The following is a 19433-nucleotide window of genomic DNA, read 5'->3' as shown; positions in this document are numbered from 1 at the left end:
ATTATGTCAACAATTCCTTTTTCACAGGCAAAACTTATTGAATTAAACTGTCTTGAACCAGTCTTTTTTGCCTCTAGGGAGTTGTCTGATACCTATTACACTGAGGGGTTACTTGGGAATTATGCTTTAACCTATGCTTTAGGTTGGGTAAATTCCCCCTATCGTCTCCAAGGTCAGGCTACAGGACGACCCACCTACAAAGAAGATTTTCAAGCAATAGCGCCATCTTGCTACATTTTACCAGCTTCACCAATAGGCAGAGTTACATTTAGATTTGAAAGATTTAACGCTCTTTCTGATGCTTATTGGTACACCATGACTAATAATCGTGTAGCAACTGCCAGAGAAGATTTACCATTACAACGTCAAGGTACAAAACCTAGTTCATTTAGAGCAAGTAATTTTCCCCAAACTGGAAGATTACGCATGATTGAAAGGGGTAATAAATTTCAAACATTAGTATTTGGAAATCAACAATTACCAGATTATATTCGTGTGGGAAAATTCGCTAGTAAAGTTAAAGTGAAGGTCTTAAAAGAGTTTCCTATAAATTTACTCCCAGAAGGCGAATATAAAAGTCAATTTTATCTAAATGTGGCTGATTTACCAAGACAAATAGAAGTATTTGCTTTTGATTTAATCTCTATACCTCCTGCACCGATATTAAAAAATCTTCATTTTCGAGGTGCAGCTTGGCAAATTGGCGAAATGATTGTACCCGCAGGTTTACATTATTGTGGTAGAGAAAACAGAAATGAGTAATCAAAAATTAGTTATCAGGTTAGAAAATCGGAGTATTTCAGCTTGTGCATCTCCAGATGAATTATCTTTCATGGGTGGTAAACCACTACAACATCAAATTGATGTATTTGAAAAATCAAAAGATGCCGATATTATTCTTGATTTAGCACCAACTGGAACGGGAAAAACTAAAGCCGGATTAACAGTTTTATTACATCAACCTACAAAAAGTGCTGTTTATATCGCTCCCACTAATGCTTTAATTGAACAACAAACAGAAGCAGCACAAAAATTTGTTAAAGATGCCAATTTACCTCATGTAGTTAAATCAGCTTCAGCTAAAGATATTAAAAGTTGGCCTAGTGATAAAGTTGGCAATCGTCCAGGAGAAAAACTATATAATGTTTTGCGAAATCCGGCAACTGTTTTTAGTGATGTTGGTGCTAATACACCAATTCTGCTAGTAACTAACCCTGATATTTTTTACTATGCAACTTTCTTTGCATACAACAGGTTAGATAAAGGTAATATTGCTAGTGGTTTCTACACTAAATTCTCTACAGTCATCTTTGATGAATTTCATCTTTATGATGCTAAACAGCTAGTAGGGATGTTATTTTATCTTGCTTATTCTCACGTTTTTAAATTTTTCCAGCATGGACGGAAAGTAGTATTATTGACAGCAACACCTGAACCAGCTTGTGAATTAGCATTAGAAAATTTACAAAATACAGGTGTGAGAATAGCAAGAATTGATGGAGAAGCAAATAATGGTGAGCTTTTACCATCACAAACAGCAGTTAATTTAGAATTACGACCTAAACCAGACAATAAAGAAAAATGGATAACAGAACTAACAGCAGAAGTTGTTAAACGTTTTCAAGAAAAACCAAATGAAAATGGTGCTGTAATTCTTGACTCACTTGATAATATTAATTATCTTAAAAAGGAGTTAGAAAAGCAAGGTCTGAATAATTTTATAGGACGTATCACAGGACCCGCACCGAAAAAAGATAGACATATTGCTATGCAACGCCAAATCATTTTAGCAACTAGCACTGTAGATGTAGGATTTAATTTTGAAAGAACTCCTGAACCCACACGACAAAATTTAGATTGGTTGATTTTTTCAGCACGCGATCGCTCGGCATTTTGGCAGAGAATAGGTAGAGTAGGCCGTGTTTTAGGTAAATCTGAAACTAATATTGATTCAGAAGCCATTGCTTACTTACCTGCTGACGCTTGGGAACAAAATATAACTTCTCTTGATACTTCTGGTGGACGTGCAGCACTCAAAGAGATGTTAGATAATCTTACCTGTTTAGATAAACCTTTCCTCAAAGCTTATTGGTATTCAGAAGCATCACTAGAAATAGCACGTCCTTTATTAGAATTGGAAGAATTACTTGATAAAATACCTGGTGCTGAATTAATTCCCAAACTGTTTGATACATTAAAAACAATTTTTGAAAGTAAACGGACTTGGGAAGAATGTCGTTACAGAATGAAAGTTTTACAAGGTGCTGAAAACATAGCTAAAGTACCATTAGAAAAAATCAGAAAAGATTGGAAATACATTAAAGGTGGTCAAGCTTTTGTTAAAAGATTTATCAAAGTAAAATCACCTGAAGAATGGGATGATTTAGAAACTGGACGTACAACGATAGAAGAATATGAGGAGATGTTTAAAAACAATCATGATTTACTATCTGATTTAAAAGAATTTGCTGAGATATTTAGTGCCAGCTATGCACCTTTATTTAGTTTCCGCTATAGCTTATTTGACACTCTTCCTATACGAGATCCGCATGGATTTATTTTAGATGAATCTGAAGAAACACAATTAGATCCTTTTCATTTATTGCGGTATTATGAATTTTTACAAAATAGTGAAGTTATAGAAATTCAAAGTCGTGCTAAGGAAATCTATAACATCAGCTTTAGAATGCGTTACCCTGATAGTAAACGAGAGTTTGCTAGTACGGAAATAAATAAATTAACAGCTTTTCCTAATTGTCAAGTTGTTCGCAAGATTGGAGATGCAATTAGACCAACACCTGCATTACAAATGTTATCAAAATATCTCTTACCAGGAGTAATCATTTGTCCAATAACTAATGCTGCTGTTATTTTTCAATTACGTAAACAAGGAATAATTTCCTATCCTATAACTATTGTTTGTAATGATGGAGAGAAAGAATATCAATTTTTAACAGGTTTATCAGGTATTTTAACAATTGCCATGAAATGTAAACAGTTACAACTTCCAGATGATGAAGTATTGATTGCTTAATTCACAATATACCAATTAATTTGATTCAAATATCATCAGTGGGCATTGCCCACCCTACTTTTAATCATTAATTATGCCCCATAGTCTCATTCTTAACATTATCCCCCAATCTCCAATTTACCCCAATTTCCTCACAGGTAGACATTACCACGCCTTATTTCTTAACTTAGTGAGTTCTGTTGATAGAAAATTAGGAGATCACTTACACGCATCCAATGCTGATAAAGCCTTTACTCTCTCACCATTGCAGGTAGAAAACAAACATAAAACCCAATCTTATACTTTGCAATATGCCCATCAAAACCCTATTCCTGCTGGTACTTCTTGTTGGTGGCGTATTTCTTTATTAAATGACAATTTATTTAGTCAACTGACACCTTTATGGTTAAATATCAACCCCAAACAACCTTGGCACTTAGGTTCAGCTAACCTATATATTACTAGCATTCAAGGTACACCCCAATCTAAACAACCTTGGGCTAATGCTTGTAGTTATTCCCAATTATATCAACAAGCAAGCGAAACAGAACGCAATCTTAATTTCATCTTTTCTACACCTGTAGCTTTTCGTCAAGGTGCATTTGATAATGTTTTACCAACACGGGAATCTGTATTTAATAGTCTACTAAATCGGTGGCATAAATATAGCGATATTGAATTAACCAATATTTCTTTTGAATCAATTTATGCTAGTGCTTTTAATATCAAAACTGAAGTTATTAGCAACTATGATAATAAATTTATTGGTTGTTTAGGTGAAATTAGTTATCGCATTCTTGGCAATGTAGAAACAACAACAATTAAACAAATTAACGCCTTAACTGATTTTGCTTTATATGCGGGAATCGGACGTAAAACAACAATGGGCATGGGCATGGTGAGGAGGAAATTGTAGGTTGGGTTGACGCAAGGAAACCCAACATGATCATATTCATTATCAACGCTTTTGTTGGCTTTCATCAATCAACGTTTACGGGATTTTCTTTAGCCAACATGATCATATTCATTATCAACGCTTTTGTTGGGTTGCGCTATCGCTTAACCCAACTTACAAATTAATCAATTTTTTATATCCTATGCTACTTGAAAATATCAATTCCGATGATTACGTTAATATCGCTTCTTTAAATCAATATTCCTATTGTCCTCACCGTTGCTGGTTGATTCATTGTGCAGGGGAATTTATTGATAATCAATACACAATTGAAGGTACAAGTTTACATGAACGAGTTCACACGGTTGGGGAAGTAAATCGTGATGAAACTTGGCAGATACGCGCTATTTATTTGAAATCAGATCAATATAAACTTATTGGTAAATCTGATTTAATTGAATTTGAAGATGGCGAATTTTACCCTATTGAATACAAAAGAGGACGCAGGGGAGAATGGGATAATGATGAATTGCAAGTTTGCGCTCAAGCTTTGTGTTTGGAGGAAATGACGGGAAAAAATATCAATACTGGCTATATCTATTATGCTCAAACTCATCAACGGAAGTTAGTAGAAATTACGCCAGAATTACGAGGTAGTACCATTGCGACTATTGAAGCTATCCAAACGTTACTGTTTACAGGTGCTATGCCAAAAGCTGTAAAAACAAAACGCTGTGATGGTTGTAGTCTTTATTCTCGATGTTTGCCACAACTTGCTGATAAAGTGGGGCGTTATCAAGAGGCAAATTGAGAAATTTATACTTGATGCAAAAACCTTTCTCAAACTCTTTTTACTGTTACCTGTCACCTGTCTCCTGTCACCTATTTTGAGGATTTAATTATGGGTACTCTTTACATCGTACAAGATGATGCTTTTATCGGTAAGGTTGATGAACGGATTAATGTGAAATATGAAAAGAAAATTCTTCAAGATGTTCCGTTTATTCATCTTGAGGGTGTAGTTGTTTTAGGACGAGCAACTATTTCACCGGCTGTTGTGGATGAATTGATGCAGCGTCATATCCCTCTATCTTTTATCAATAAAATTGGTCATTATTTGGGACGGTTAGAACCAGAAATGACTGGTAATATTTTCATTCGCAAGGCACAATGGCAAGCAGCAGGAGAAACTCCCCAATCTATTCATCTGGTGCAAGGGTTTGTGAGGGGAAAATTAAAAAATTATCGTCAAACTTTGATGCGTTATCAGCGTGAATTTAATGATGTTGATTTATCTAAAAATATGGCTCGCATTGAACAGGTAATTGCTGCAATCAATTCAACTGAAAATATCAATTCTTTGCGTGGTTTAGAAGGTTCTGGTAGTGCTGCTTATTTTGGTTGTTTTGATAGTCTGATTCGTAATTCTAAATTTTCTTTTACTAAGCGTGTCCGTCGTCCAGCTACAGATCCGGTAAATTCGTTATTAGGTTTTGGGTATTCTTTATTGCGTCATGATGTGCAAAGTGCTGTGAATATTGTCGGTTTTGATCCATATTTAGGATATCTACATTTTGATCGCTATAATCGTCCTTCTTTAGCTTTAGATTTAATGGAAGAGTTTCGTCCTTTGGTGGTAGATGCGGTAGTTTTATCTATTTTGAATAAGCAATTATTAACTCCAGCCGATTTTGTAACTGAACCGTTAAGTGGTGCTGTTTCTCTCACTCCAGAAGGACGTAAGACTTTTTTAACTTTGTACGAAAAGAAAAAAATATCGGAGTTTAAACATCCAGTAATGGGGCGTAAATGTAGTTATCGAGAGGCTTTTGAATTGCAAGCAAGATTACTGGCTAAGTATTTAATGGGAACAATTGATAAATATCCCCCTTTGGTATTGAAATAAAATTTCTTTACAGCAATAAAATATGACTTGGCACAGAATTTATGAATGTTGTTGTTTCTTACGATATTTCTGAGGATAAACGCCGGACTAAAATCCATAGTATCCTCAAATCCTATGGACAATGGGTGCAGTATAGTATTTTTGAATGTGAGTTAACTGATACTCAATATGCTAAATTGCGATCGCGTCTCAATAAACTCATAAAACCTGAAACCGACAGCATTCGCTTTTACTTTCTTTGTGCTTGCTGTTTTGGTAAAATAGAAAGAATCGGTGGTGAACAGCCCCGTGATCAGACGATTTTCTTCGCTTAATGCGCGAGGGGGTGGGTGTAAAAAATTCAATTTCTCAAAAAATGCCTGAAATCATTTCTACACAAGCTTTTCATGCAGTTCATGGAGTTCACCCATCCGCGCACCTTGCACAGCAGGAGTTTCAGCTATTTTACTCCTTGACACTTTTCTTGAAATGGATTATCATGAGAACATCCGCGCAACTGAACCTTGAAAACTACATATATATAGGCTTTCAGCACCCCGCGATTGCAATTTCACTTACTCCCTATTAGGGATTGAAACTACATGAGAATCAGGATGCAACTTAGCGTTATGCTCATAAGATTGCAATTTCACTTACTCCCTATTAGGGATTGAAACAAACTTGGTAGATTACAAAGCACCTAACTATCGTAATGATTGCAATTTCACTTACTCCCTATTAGGGATTGAAACTGCTACTTAAAGCTCACTCTGAAACTTTTTTATTCATTGCAATTTCACTTACTCCCTATTAGGGATTGAAACCAAAGGCTGCATTGATGCAAACATGGGCGGATATGAATTGCAATTTCACTTACTCCCTATTAGGGATTGAAACAAACTCGTGTAATGCTGCTAAAAATTGATCATTCATTGCAATTTCACTTACTCCCTATTAGGGATTGAAACAACTTGAGACTTGGTATGAATAGCAATGTCTTCACTATTGCAATTTCACTTACTCCCTATTAGGGATTGAAACTATTTGGGTGGATTTTTCAGTAGTCATTCGATTTTATTGCAATTTCACTTACTCCCTATTAGGGATTGAAACATCTCGCAGTTGGGTGCGATGCGGACAAAATACATAATGATATTGCAATTTCACTTACTCCCTATTAGGGATTGAAACTGTTGCCAGATGGAACGACTCCTAGTTCAGCAGCAATATTGCAATTTCACTTACTCCCTATTAGGGATTGAAACATTGATACTGCTACCGTAACCATAATTGGATTAGCATTGCAATTTCACTTACTCCCTATTAGGGATTGAAACTTATCTTGCCTATGAGGGTGAAATAGGCGGACGTTTTGCTACTCCAATTGCAATTTCACTTACTCCCTATTAGGGATTGAAACAACAGACGCTTGCGCTTCTCTAGCCAAATACTCTCTAATTGCAATTTCACTTACTCCCTATTAGGGATTGAAACCAGTTTCTACAGATTCAGTTTCTACTGGTTCAACATTGCAATTTCACTTACTCCCTATTAGGGATTGAAACAAGTTTGATTGAATCCAGAATTAGTCAAGTAGAACTTGCATTGCAATTTCACTTACTCCCTATTAGGGATTGAAACAGATCATGCAGCCAAACTGCACATAACTTTTATCAAATTGCAATTTCACTTACTCCCTATTAGGGATTGAAACACATCCTGTCTGCCGGGAGGCAATAAATACAGATTGCAATTTCACTTACTCCCTATTAGAGATTGAAACTAAAGCATTGACCTTCTCTGATTCTGTCTGCAAGAATTGCAATTTCACTTACTCCCTATTAGGGATTGAAACTTTTCTTGTAATTGGGGATAAAAATTAGGATCTCCATCAAATTGCAATTTCACTTACTCCCTATTAGGGATTGAAACTCTCCCAGTAGATCACCATTCCCAATCTTGGGAATAATTGCAATTTCACTTACTCCCTATTAGGGATTGAAACTTCCAAGATTTCATAAACAGCAAACTTTCAGAAAAAAATTGCAATTTCACTTACTCCCTATTAGGGATTGAAACAGAGGCGGAAAAATGGTTATTTCTTGCAAAAAAAGATTGCAATTTCACTTACTCCCTATTAGGGATTGAAACTTATGTCAACGGATAAGTAAAATAAAATTTCCTGTAATTGCAATTTCACTTACTCCCTATTAGGGATTGAAACGAATGGGAGTTACCAGAAGATATGGCAGCGAGAGATTGCAATTTCACTTACTCCCTATTAGGGATTGAAACAGTTTGAGTCACTTGGCTCACTAGTCTATGGGAAGAGATATTGCAATTTCACTTACTCCCTATTAGGGATTGAAACTAAAAAAGTTTTGACAACGGGCGATAGCAAGCCAGCAAATTGCAATTTCACTTACTCCCTATTAGGGATTGAAACTTGCGCAAATACCATATTGCCTATTTTTGGGCGGATTGCAATTTCACTTACTCCCTATTAGGGATTGAAACACGAGTTTGGGAATTAGCTAAGATTTGTTCGTTGCATTGCAATTTCACTTACTCCCTATTAGGGATTGAAACGCCACTAAAAACCTGTTACACCATTATCTAAACATATTGCAATTTCACTTACTCCCTATTAGGGATTGAAACAGAAAACCCGGAAACCCTTATCCCACAGGAATTACATTGCAATTTCACTTACTCCCTATTAGGGATTGAAACTAATACCTCTTGCATCAAATCCAACTAATTGCCGATTGCAATTTCACTTACTCCCTATTAGGGATTGAAACAATGCAAAACGTTGAAACTGAAATTATTCTCACTAATTGCAATTTCACTTACTCCCTATTAGGGATTGAAACCTGGTTTGGTGGTATCTTTAATGGTTTATTTGGATTGCAATTTCACTTACTCCCTATTAGGGATTGAAACATTGGCGATCAAAAAGGGAGTAATATTAATCTTAAAATTGCAATTTCACTTACTCCCTATTAGGGATTGAAACCCCAAGACAGATAACCAAGACATTAAAACTCGAAATTGCAATTTCACTTACTCCCTATTAGGGATTAAAACTACGCATGAGGGTTTACGCCGTAAACCCCCACGAAATTTCAATTTCACTTAGAGAACTCCACAAAAAGATGAACTGCTTGCAGCAGCGCTAGTTCCCTGCGGGACGCTCCGCGAACGCTATCCAATTTTGTGGGATGGGCATCTTGCCCGTCCTTCTATTATTAGCGGGCAAGATGCCCGCACCACAAGAGATTTTGGGATATTTTTTTAATTGGAAGTCTCTTCCTCTTTTCCTCCCTATTAATGCTTTTTTAAGGAGTCTATAAGTCCCGTTTTGCCTCTTGTTACTAATCTTAAAAAAAATCGTAATAAGAATTTAACACCATCTGGCAATAGAAAGACTAAAATCAAGACGGACAGATTAGCCCTGTAATAAAGGAGCATTATAAAACAATGTCCGATTTAAATCGCGGAATCATGAAATTTGAAGGTGCAGATTCACCTAAACTGATTACAATCTCCACTGTGGTACTTTTAGGATCAATTGCTGGTCTGATTATTTGGTCGCTTACTGCCGCTTATGCACTAGGCTAAATTCCTTAAATAACATTATGGGACACTAGTAAGACTATCATTGTTTTCTAGTGTCCTTATATTTAAGAGGAGTCAGGAGTTCGGAGTTCGGAGGAAGAAAGAAGAAAAAAGAATTATTTTGAATTTTAACAAGTGGTTGAGGTTTCATGGTATTAAGAGTGATTATTTTGATATTTTCGACCTTGAAAGTCCTTGCAAATATTGAGTTACAGTAGGTTGTGTAGTTAAGAGATACAGAATCTACAGTAAAGGCCATACGGTAAGAGACTCTTAACTCCTGACTCCTGACTCCTGACTCCTGCTATATATGTGTCATCAAATTTTAATTTTTAGATTAGAAAATCATGATTAATTTTTTCAGTATCGTCATTATTTTAATTGTTTGTCCACTCTTAGGAGCAATACCACTAATTTCCTGGATTACTTATGCCTTGAGTGGTAAGCAATTAGCCAAGGTGGGTACAGGAAATATTAGTGTAGCAGCCGCTTTTTATCATGGTGGTAAGTTGGCGGGAAGTATCTGCGTGGTTTCTGAAGCCCTCAAGGGTGTTGCCGTTGTGACAACTGCCCAATATTATTTTCCTTCCCAACCAGTCTGGGAACTCATTGCTTTAATTGCTTTGGTTATCGGTAGATATCTGGCTACTAAAGGCGCGGGAACAACTAATGTTTCCTGGGGTTTGTTAGCACATGATCCGATGGTAGCTGCTTTTGTGAGTTTACTGGCGGCGATGGGGTTTTTAATTACTCGTTCTAAGGAAACTATTAAGTTGGGGGTATTAGTGATATTTCCCCTGTTTGTGGGGATTATCCATTCCCAAGATATACCAAGGATTATCGCTGCTTCCGCTTTGTCGGGGTTAATTTACTGGATTTATAACCAAATTCCTGATGATATGAATCTCCCTGTGGAGGAGGCGGCGCTAGAATCTCAACCAATGATGGAATATTTAAATAATCAGGAGAGGATTATTACTTTAGATGATGATTTAGATGGGGAAGTGGTAGGAGCTAAAGCGGCGACATTATCGCAAATTAAACGTTGGGGCTATGCAGTTCCTAAAGGCTGGGTACTGGCTGCTGGTGAAGATCCTAATATCTTAATTGATTTTCTGCAACCGTCGCCACTTTCGCCCTTGGTAGTGCGTTCCTCGGCCATTGGGGAAGATTCCCAGCAAGCTTCGGCGGCGGGACAGTATGAAACGATTTTAAATGTGATTAGTAAGGTAGAATTGCGACAAGCGATCGCTCAAGTTCAAGCTTCCTATAATCATCCCAGTGCCGTCGAATATCGCCGTCGCAGTAGTTCGGAAGATCGGGAAATGGGGGTACTCATTCAACAACAAGTCCAAAGCGTATTCTCTGGGGTGGCTTTTAGCCGAGATCCGATTTCTCAACAGGGTGAGGCGGTAGTTATTGAAGCGGTGTCTGGTAGTCCTACACAAATTGTCTCTGGGAAGGTGACACCGGAACAATATCGGGTGGTGATTGCGGATAATGAAAAATTATCTTGTCTGCAATTTGAAGGTAATGGCAAAGTTCCTGAAGCATTAATTAAACAGGTTGCATACTTAGCTCGGCGGTTAGAAAAACGTTATTTGGGCATTCCCCAAGATATTGAATGGAGTTATGATGGTCAAAATTTGTGGGTATTACAGACAAGACCTATCACTACGCTTTTACCGTTATGGACAAGAAAAATCGCCGCTGAGGTGATTCCGGGAGTGATTCATCCCTTAACTTGGTCTATTAATTCACCTTTAACCTGTGGTGTGTGGGGGGAAATTTTTAGTATAGTATTAGGCGAACGCGCTAACCGATTAGATTTTACCACCACAGCCACACTGCACTACTCTAGAGCCTATTTTAATGCTTCTTTATTAGGAAAGATCTTCCTGGAAATGGGATTACCGCCAGAAAGTTTGGAATTTCTGACTAGAGGTGCAAGCATGAGTAAACCTGCTCTAGATTCTACCTTGGCTAATTTACCAGGACTGACAAAGTTACTCAAGCGAGAAATTGATTTAGACAAAGATTTTAAATTGGACTATCGCCAAGTTTTTATTCCCGGATTAACCCAATTATCAAACGTTGTCATTGAGGAATTATCACTAGATCAATTATTAGGTAGAATAGATTTAATTCTCGACTTACTCCACCGGGGTACTTATTACAGCATTTTAGCCCCCTTGAGTGCAGCCATCCGTCAAGCGGTTTTGGGGGCAAAAGTAGAAGAAATTGATAATAGCGTCACCCCAGAGGTAGCATCATTAAAAGCTATGCGTTTGCTTGCGGCGGATGCTAGGCAAATTTTAATCGCCGGTAACTATGAATTTAAACAAGAACAAGTATTTACACAATTAGCACAAACGGCCGCAGGGGCAAGAATTTTAGCCGAACTTAACGAATTGATTGAGGATTATGGCTATTTGAGCGAAGTTGGTACAGATATTTCCGTCCCCACCTGGCGAGAAAATCCCCAAATAGTCAGACAATTATTCATCCAGTTGCTACAAGCACCGGAATCACCAAATTTAGATGATTCCCGTTCAGAACAGCCAAATTTAGTGCAAAAACGAGTTGATCTTAAAGGTAGGGTGACAGAAGTTTATTCCCGATTGTTAGCGGAATTACGCTGGACATTTTTGGCGCTAGAACAGATGTGGCTTCAGTCTGGGGTATTAACTCAACAGGGAGATATTTTCTTTCTCAAGTTAGCGGAAATTCGGCATTTAGCGGTTAATTCAGATGTAGCTTTTAGGAATCATATCTGGGAATTAATCGAAAATAGGCGATCGCAATTTATCCAAGATAGCCAAATTCCCCAAATTCCTCCCGTAGTTTACGGTTATAACCCCCCTCATCCCATTAAACCCGTAATTGATCCCTCTGACAACATTTTATTAGGTATTCCCGCCAGTCAAGGACAAATTCAAGGCCGGGTAAAAATAGTCCGAACCTTACAAGAAGCCCATAATATTGATAAAAACACCATCCTTGTCGTCCCTTATACAGATTCCGGCTGGGCCCCTATCCTTGTCCAAGCTGGAGGCTTAATTGCCGAAGCAGGTGGTAAACTTTCTCACGGAGCAATTATCGCCCGTGAATACGGCATTCCTGCGGTCATGGATGTACGTGGTGCCACATACTTACTTCAAGACGGTCAACAAGTCCAAATTGATGGCTATAAAGGGACGGTGGAAATACTCTAGAAGAAAGAATCATGTAGAAATTAACATTATGCAAATATAATTTAATTTTCTCTAATCCAAAGAGCTAAACCACCTCCGCGTCCCCGAGCAGCAATCATATCTTCAGTAACTAAGAAGAACGCGAAAAAAGCCTGTTTAGCTATAGGTTGCCTATCAAAATCTTTATTTTCACCTTTACTTGTAGAAATATTTTTATTGACAACCATCCAATTAAATAAACTAATCTGCATTTTGATAAAATCAAAGGCCAATAAATTCTTTTTTCCTAAATATTTTATTGGTCCGGTTAATTTAAGTAATATTCCTCCCAGTTGGACTTGATTCGCAATTTCTCCCGTTCCCAAAGCCTGTGTTTCCAATGGATTCAAGCAAATATGAATCCTCATAAATCTTGGCACATACCAACCCTTACCTAAAATAATTCCCCCACGATTTCTGACTTTTTTAGTACCAGTAGCAAAACAAAGTCGCCATTTACCATTAAGAGATGCAAAAGGATAATTTAACTTTTGTAGCTTGGCAGCTTTTTCCGCCTCCAGCAACGCATTCACTATTATTTCCGCCGAGGGTAATTGATTTCCGGCTCGGTACGCAGTCGCAGCACTGGATAAAGAGTTGATAAAATCAGAGGTCGAATTAGATATTAAATTAGCTGTCATAAAAGGATTATTGATCTAAACTATTGCTATTTTTTTCATAAACTACATAGATTGTAACGTTTATTTAATTATTTTCTTAATTAAGGGTATAATGAATACAAGATTTTTAGCTAAAATTGCGATCGCTAGAATCTCAAGTAATTGTCTGTGGTTTGGGAAGTGTAATAACTCACCTGTAGACACAATGAGGTGGAAGTATGGATACTCAAAAACTTCTGAAGTCTTATAAATCAGGAGAAAGGAATTTCCCAGCAATAAATCTGCACCAAGCTATGTTAAGACGTGCCGATTTGAGAGGCATAAATTTAGAAGCGGCAGATTTAAGCGGAGCGGATCTTGCTCAAGCAAATTTGAGTGGGTGTAACCTCAGTAGAGCCAATCTCACTAATGCTGATTTAAGTAGAGCAAATTTAGAAAATGCCAACCTAAGTGAAGTTAACTTAATTGGTGCTGATTTAACTAGAGTCAACCTCAGAAAAACTAACCTGAGGGGTGCTGATTTGCGAACTGCAAATTTAACTTCAGCAAACTTAGTCGGTGCAAATCTCAACCAAGCAGAAATAAGTGGTGCTGACTTTACAGGCGCTAATCTCCATCATGCCAATTTAATTGATAGTAATGTCAATGAAGCTGAATTTATGGGCGTTGATTTAACAACAACAATTATCACAGAATTCGAGAGAACTGGAGAAATTTTGCATATAGGTTTATCCCATAAATGGATAACTTGGGCTGGTCGTTGTTGATCTTTTAACAGTAGGGGCAAACCCCCTGTGGTTGCCCCAAATACCGGGGTAGGCACGGGGGCGCTACCCCTACATTAAATATTTTGTAGGGGGCAAGCCCTCTCTGGTTGCCCCAAATACATTTTGTAGGGGGCAAACCCTCTCTGGTTGCCCCAAATATCGGGGTAGGCACGGGGGCGCTACCCCTACATTAAATATTTTGTAGGGGGCAAACCCTCTCTGGTTGCCCCAAATATCGGGGTAGGCACGGGGGCGCTACCCCTACATTAAATATTTTGTAGGGGGCAAACCCTCTCTGGTTGCCCCAAATATCGGGGTAGGCACGGGGGCGCTACCCCTACATTAAATATTTTGTAGGGGGCAAACCCTCTCTGGTTGCCCCAAATATCGGGGTAGGCACGGGGGCGCTACCCCTACATTAAATATTTTGTAGGGGGCAAACCCTCTCTGGTTGCCCCAAATATCGGGGTAGGCACGGGGGCGCTACCCCTACATTAAATATTTTGTAGGGGGCAAACCCTCTCTGGTTGCCCCAAATATCGGGGTAGGCACGGGGGCGCTACCCCTACATTAAATATTTTGTAGGGGGCAAACCCTCTCTGGTTGCCCCAAATATCGGGGTAGGCACGGGGGCGCTACCCCTACATTAAATATTTTGTAGGGGGCAAACCCTCTCTGGTTGCCCCAAATATCGGGGTAGGCACGGGGGCGCTACCCCTACATTAAATATTTTGTAGGGGGCAAACCCTCTCTGGTTGCCCCAAATATCGGGGTAGGCACGGGGGCGCTACCCCTACATTAAATATTTTGTAGGGGGCAAACCCTCTCTGGTTGCCCCAAATATCGGGGTAGGCACGGGGGCGCTACCCCTACATTAAATATTTTGTAGGGGGCAAACCCTCTCTGGTTGCCCCAAATATCGGGGTAGGCACGGGGGCGCTACCCCTACATTAAATATTTTGTAGGGGGCAAACCCTCTCTGGTTGCCCCAAATATCGGGGTAGGCACGGGGGCGCTACCCCTACATTAAATATTTTGTAGGGGGCAAACCCTCTCTGGTTGCCCCAAATATCGGGGTAGGCACGGGGGCGCTACCCCTACATTAAATATTTTGTAGGGGGCAAACCCTCTCTGGTTGCCCCAAATATCGGGGTAGGCACGGGGGCGCTACCCCTACATTAAATATTTTGTAGGGGGCAAACCCTCTCTGGTTGCCCCAAATATCGGGGTAGGCACGGGGGCGCTACCCCTACATTAAATATTTTGTAGGGGGCAAACCCTCTCTGGTTGCCCCAAATATCGGGGTAGGCACGGGGGCGCTACCCCTACATTAAATATTTTGTAGGGGGCAAACCCTCTCTGGTTGCCCCAAATATCGGGGTAGGCACGGGGGCGCTACCCCTACATTAAATATTTTGTAGGGGGCAAACCCTCTCTGGTTGCCCCAAATATCGGGGTAGGCACGGGGGCGCTACCCCTACATTAAATATTTTGTAGGGGGCAAACCCTCTCTGGTTGCCCCAAATATCGGGGTAGGCACGGGGGCGCTACCCCTACATTAAATATTTTGTAGGGGGCAAACCCTCTCTGGTTGCCCCAAATATCGGGGTAGGCACGGGGGCGCTACCCCTACATTAAATATTTTGTAGGGGGCAAACCCTCTCTGGTTGCCCCAAATATCGGGGTAGGCACGGGGGCGCTACCCCTACATTAAATATTTTGTAGGGGGCAAACCCTCTCTGGTTGCCCCAAATATCGGGGTAGGCACGGGGGCGCTACCCCTACATTAAATATTTTGTAGGGGGCAAACCCTCTCTGGTTGCCCCAAATATCGGGGTAGGCACGGGGGCGCTACCCCTACATTAAATCCAAATCTTTTATATAATTAGTTTTGGCTCTTGCGCTACTTTTATGGTGCTTGAGGATTGATTATAAAAAAACCCTTACAGGACAAGGGTTATAAACAACTATATCCATGTTTTCAATAAAATGCCTACACAATAAGGCTACCAATGATTTTGAACCAGGTTTTCCATAAAAAGAACCGAATAACCCATTTTTCTTTTATCTTCCCTGTTCCCTGAATCCTTACTAAATTTTCAATATACAATTGTCATTTTTTTTAAGAATTTATAATAAGTAAAATGTCCGCAAGGGCGGACATTATCAGGGCTTCTGTCACTTTTATTGGCTACAATCATGTCTGAAACATGATGTTTTTATTGTTGATGATGAGAATAAAAAAATCAAGTCTTTCTCAGATATAAACTAGACATAATTAAGAGAGTTATATCTTAAAGGAGTCCGGGGAAAGGAAGAAAGAAGAAGGATATTATGTTTAATAGAAAAAACATCATTCCTGAGAATTATATCGGCGGGAAGTATAAACCCAAATATTATGATCTTGCTGGATTTGTCGAGTGTGGGAAGAACCAATAATAATCACAGTTCGCATATCTGCTAATGCTGGTTCTAATTCCTTTAGAGTCGTAACCTTGACTTCTTCTCCCTTTCTTCCTAAATTTCGTCCCAACACAACTGGGGTATTGGGTTTACGGTGTTCCATTAAAATCTTTTTCGCAGCGGCTAGTTGCCAAGTGCGTTCTTTTGATACAGGGTTATAGAAAGCAATGACAAAATCACTTTTAGCCGCAGCGGTAATTCGTTGAGCGATAATTTCCCAAGGTTTCAAAATGTCAGAGAGAGAAATCACACAGAAATCATGCCCCAAAGGCGCACCAATAGTGGCTGCTGCGGCTTGCATAGCCGAAATACCAGGGGCGACTTGAATATCAATGGTTTGCCATTCTGGTTTATGATATTGCTCTAGAACCTCAAACACTGCCGCCGCCATTGCGTAAATACCGGGGTCGCCAGAAGATACAACTGCTACATATTTTCCCGATGCAGCTAAATCTAGCGCCTGATATGCCCTCTCTGCTTCCACGCGGTTATCTGATTCATGAATTCGCTTACCATCTGCGAGATGTCCAATTAAATTAATATAAGTTTTATAACCGACTAAATCCGTCGCTGATGCCAAAATTTCCTTTACCTGGGGTGACATCCATTGAGATGCACCAGGACCCGTACCAATAATCGCTAATTTGCCCTGGGGTTGTCCAATGGTGTCAGGGTTGATAATTTGCGTGGAAATGGCAACAGCTATCTGGGAAAATGGGGATGATACAATTCGACTATCTGCACCTGTAGCCGCCAAAACCAATTCCGTTAGTTCATTGGTGTGTAGGAAACGGGTAGGAACTCCCAAAGTTGTCGCTATAGAGTGAAGTTGGGAATTATTCGCCAGTTGTAGCGGTGCAAATATTCCTGCCACTGCGGCAGGTGCTAAATTAGATGCTGCGAGGATTTGGTGAATTTGAGTGATTGTATCTGGTTCTGGGCTGGTGAGAGCGATCGCAATTTTCCCAGGATGATAAACTAAACAATTAGCATCAGAATTACCCAAATTTTCAGTAATTTGAATAATTAACTCACCATTTTCATCAATAGGTAAATTACTCTCACTCAACCAATGTGCTATTCCTTGTAATTTAACTTTTCCCCCAGCCAATAAATCAGCAATAAATTTTTTCCCATGTTCTGGGTTAGCTAAATGATATCCAGCAGGAGGAGATAACAAAGCAGTGTGAAAGCGGATATCTCCCGTTGTGGTAATTGCTGGTTGGATATTCAGTGCTGACCCCACTTGACGCGCTAAATCATTTACACCACTTAAACCACCCAAAAGCGGAACAACAGCACTACCATCTTCAGCTACAGCTAAAACTGGCGGTTCTTGTCCCTTGTCAGTTAACAATGGTGCAATTGTTCTAATTAGAATCCCCGCTGCACAAATACCAATTATCGGTGTACCAGCAGCGAATAGTTCTCGTAAAGTTTCGCCAAAATTGGTAAAGGTAATATCAACATCATGAGTGCGATTAACCAAACCATATAATTTCGCACCAGCTAAGACATTAGTAATTTTGCGCCCCACTGTAACGCTATTTTGACTCAAGACCACAACCGCAGGGCATACCCTAATATTCATAAAAATTTTTAATCTTGTAAATCCTGAAATTTTGGGCGTTGCTGAATATACTCTAAACGGCTTAATCGTTTGATTCTATAGGTAGGGGTTTAGCACTGCTGATATGTGTCAACTTAACGTAAAACAGGCGGTTAGAAACTGCGTCTACACAGGCAAAACCCACCTGCGTGGGTTTCAATCCTTGATTTTTCCTTAGTCCGCGCAGGCGGACTTTGTTTGTGTAGCCGTGAATTCCATTCACCAGGGCTTAAGTTGACACCATTAAGCTTTTGCTTTACCCCTACACATCTAGCTTTTTTGTTATTTTGTAAAAATTCAAATCTCCGCCGTTTTTAGTATAACTTTAGATAACATCCTGGTTCAGTCAACGACAAAAACTTAGGAATGTGAATTAAGGAACTTCCAATTAAAAAAATACCCAAAAATTTCTTGTGGTGCGGGACGAATTGCCCGCTAATCATCAAGGACGGGCAGGATGCTCATCCCACAAAATTGGGTAATTTATTTTTTGGTGTTCCCTAAATTAAATAAATTGCAAAAGTAGGGTGTGTTAGCGACAGCGTAACGCACCATTCCCAGTTTAAATCAGAATTGCAGGTTATTAAATTTGCATTCCTAACTATCCATCAGCTTGATCAAAATTGCTTCTAGTCTTTCTAAAGCAGCATTGGTTGATTTTTGATTCTCTGCAAAATTGCTTTGGAGAGTAGCAAGGTTAGTATCTAATCTTCCTACCGTTTCATTTAGTCCTACTACCACATCCTTAAGGATGGCATTTCTCCCCAAAACACGAACTCCTAACACCGAACTCAGGTATTGTTGGGTTTCCTTGCGTCAACCCAACCTACTAAATTACTAGGTAATTAATATAACTTTCCTCTGGATTTTCTGAATCTAAGCGAATTACACCTATTAGGCTTTGTGTCCAGGGGTCAAGTTCAGATAAGGTTTCTAGGGTAGGTTGAGGAGGAATAGAAGATAGTGTTTCTTGTTGAATTGATGCTAGTAAGGTTTGTACAAGAGTCCAGCGTTCTTTGATTGGTAATTCCAATACCTGTTCTTGCAATTCTTGTAATTTAATCATTACTTTGCTGGTAACTTTATCATTCACCATTGTAACAGATAAGAAGATGTAACGTATTTGCGTTAATCTGTTCCTAGTAAAGAATAAGGAATAATTTGATTTAAAGTTTCTCCTAAATTTCTTTTTGCTGCCATTATTTCATAAGCATTTTGCAATCTTAAGAAATAACCATCTATAGCGACAAAGGCGTAAATCTATATCTGCTGTCATTTTAAGTTTACCTGTAATAATTCCTTGAATAGTAGGATAAGTTAAACCTAA

At 39.1% G+C, this 19433-nt stretch carries 13 protein-coding genes and 1 CRISPR repeat array; of the genes, 9 read left to right on the top strand and 4 right to left on the bottom strand.

All coding sequences use genetic code 11. The features are described from left to right. Positions 1 to 3 precede the first annotated feature (3 nt). From cas5d to CA730_RS09450, 8 genes are all read left to right on the top strand, one after another. The gene (cas5d, locus tag CA730_RS09485; RefSeq protein WP_096666722.1) at positions 4 to 762 is read left to right on the top strand and encodes a type I-D CRISPR-associated protein Cas5/Csc1; all 759 of its coding nucleotides are present in this window, start codon (positions 4 to 6) and stop codon (positions 760 to 762) included. Further along, positions 755 to 3034 (top strand): type I-D CRISPR-associated helicase Cas3', encoded by a 2280-nt coding sequence (cas3, locus tag CA730_RS09480; RefSeq protein ID WP_096666719.1) that lies wholly within the window; start codon positions 755 to 757, stop codon positions 3032 to 3034. The genes cas5d and cas3 overlap by 8 nt, the downstream gene beginning before the upstream one ends. Before the next feature lie 73 nt (positions 3035 to 3107). Beyond that, the gene (gene cas6 / locus CA730_RS09475; protein WP_096666716.1) at positions 3108 to 3929 is read left to right on the top strand and encodes a CRISPR-associated endoribonuclease Cas6; all 822 of its coding nucleotides are present in this window, start codon (positions 3108 to 3110) and stop codon (positions 3927 to 3929) included. Between the two features lie 181 nt (positions 3930 to 4110). Next, positions 4111 to 4719, top strand: a complete 609-nt coding sequence (gene cas4 / locus CA730_RS09470; RefSeq protein ID WP_096666713.1) for a CRISPR-associated protein Cas4 — start codon at positions 4111 to 4113, stop codon at positions 4717 to 4719. Between the two features lie 90 nt (positions 4720 to 4809). Beyond that, on the top strand, positions 4810 to 5814 hold the full coding sequence (cas1d, locus tag CA730_RS09465; RefSeq protein WP_096666710.1) for a type I-D CRISPR-associated endonuclease Cas1d: 1005 nt from the start codon (positions 4810 to 4812) through the stop codon (positions 5812 to 5814). A 41-nt stretch (positions 5815 to 5855) separates the two neighbouring features. Further along, positions 5856 to 6128, top strand: a complete 273-nt coding sequence (gene cas2 / locus CA730_RS09460; RefSeq protein ID WP_053539699.1) for a CRISPR-associated endonuclease Cas2 — start codon at positions 5856 to 5858, stop codon at positions 6126 to 6128. Between the two features lie 227 nt (positions 6129 to 6355). Beyond that, positions 6356 to 8883: direct repeats of the CRISPR family, unit length 37 nt; unit sequence ATTGCAATTTCACTTACTCCCTATTAGGGATTGAAAC. 393 nt (positions 8884 to 9276) lie between these two features. Further along, positions 9277 to 9417 (top strand): hypothetical protein, encoded by a 141-nt coding sequence (locus tag CA730_RS24865; RefSeq protein ID WP_172891167.1) that lies wholly within the window; start codon positions 9277 to 9279, stop codon positions 9415 to 9417. A 344-nt stretch (positions 9418 to 9761) separates the two neighbouring features. Then, on the top strand, positions 9762 to 12629 hold the full coding sequence (locus CA730_RS09450) for a glycerol-3-phosphate acyltransferase (RefSeq protein WP_096666703.1): 2868 nt from the start codon (positions 9762 to 9764) through the stop codon (positions 12627 to 12629). A gap of 41 nt (positions 12630 to 12670) precedes the next feature. Here the strand turns inward: CA730_RS09450 and CA730_RS09445 are convergent, their stop codons facing one another. Then, positions 12671 to 13288: a hypothetical protein gene (locus tag CA730_RS09445; RefSeq protein WP_096666700.1), complete on the bottom strand. Its 618-nt coding sequence runs from the start codon at positions 13286 to 13288 to the stop codon at positions 12671 to 12673. Positions 13289 to 13485: 197 nt separating this feature from the next. On the opposite strand from CA730_RS09445, the gene CA730_RS09440 reads away from it, so the two are divergent. Beyond that, complete coding sequence (locus CA730_RS09440) at positions 13486 to 14034, top strand: pentapeptide repeat-containing protein (protein ID WP_096666697.1); 549 nt, start codon at positions 13486 to 13488, stop codon at positions 14032 to 14034. 2353 nt (positions 14035 to 16387) lie between these two features. Here CA730_RS09440 and cobJ read toward each other — a convergent pair. From cobJ to CA730_RS09425, 3 genes are all read right to left on the bottom strand, one after another. Beyond that, positions 16388 to 18088 carry a precorrin-3B C(17)-methyltransferase gene (gene cobJ, locus CA730_RS09435; protein ID WP_096666694.1) on the bottom strand — a complete coding sequence of 567 codons (1701 nt, stop codon included), beginning with the start codon at positions 18086 to 18088 and terminating at the stop codon, positions 16388 to 16390. A 615-nt stretch (positions 18089 to 18703) separates the two neighbouring features. Beyond that, on the bottom strand, positions 18704 to 18892 hold the full coding sequence (locus CA730_RS09430; protein ID WP_096666691.1) for a hypothetical protein: 189 nt from the start codon (positions 18890 to 18892) through the stop codon (positions 18704 to 18706). Between the two features lie 43 nt (positions 18893 to 18935). Then, entirely contained in the window at positions 18936 to 19202 is a 267-nt protein-coding gene (locus CA730_RS09425; protein WP_096666688.1) for a hypothetical protein, read from the bottom strand. Between the last annotated feature and the right edge of the window lie 231 nt (positions 19203 to 19433).

Source organism: Dolichospermum compactum NIES-806 (genome assembly GCF_002368115.1).
In the GTDB taxonomy this organism is placed as follows: domain Bacteria; phylum Cyanobacteriota; class Cyanobacteriia; order Cyanobacteriales; family Nostocaceae; genus Dolichospermum; species Dolichospermum compactum.
The sequence above is the reverse complement of the archived record's forward strand: the minus strand, read 5'-3'. Positions and strand labels throughout refer to the sequence as shown.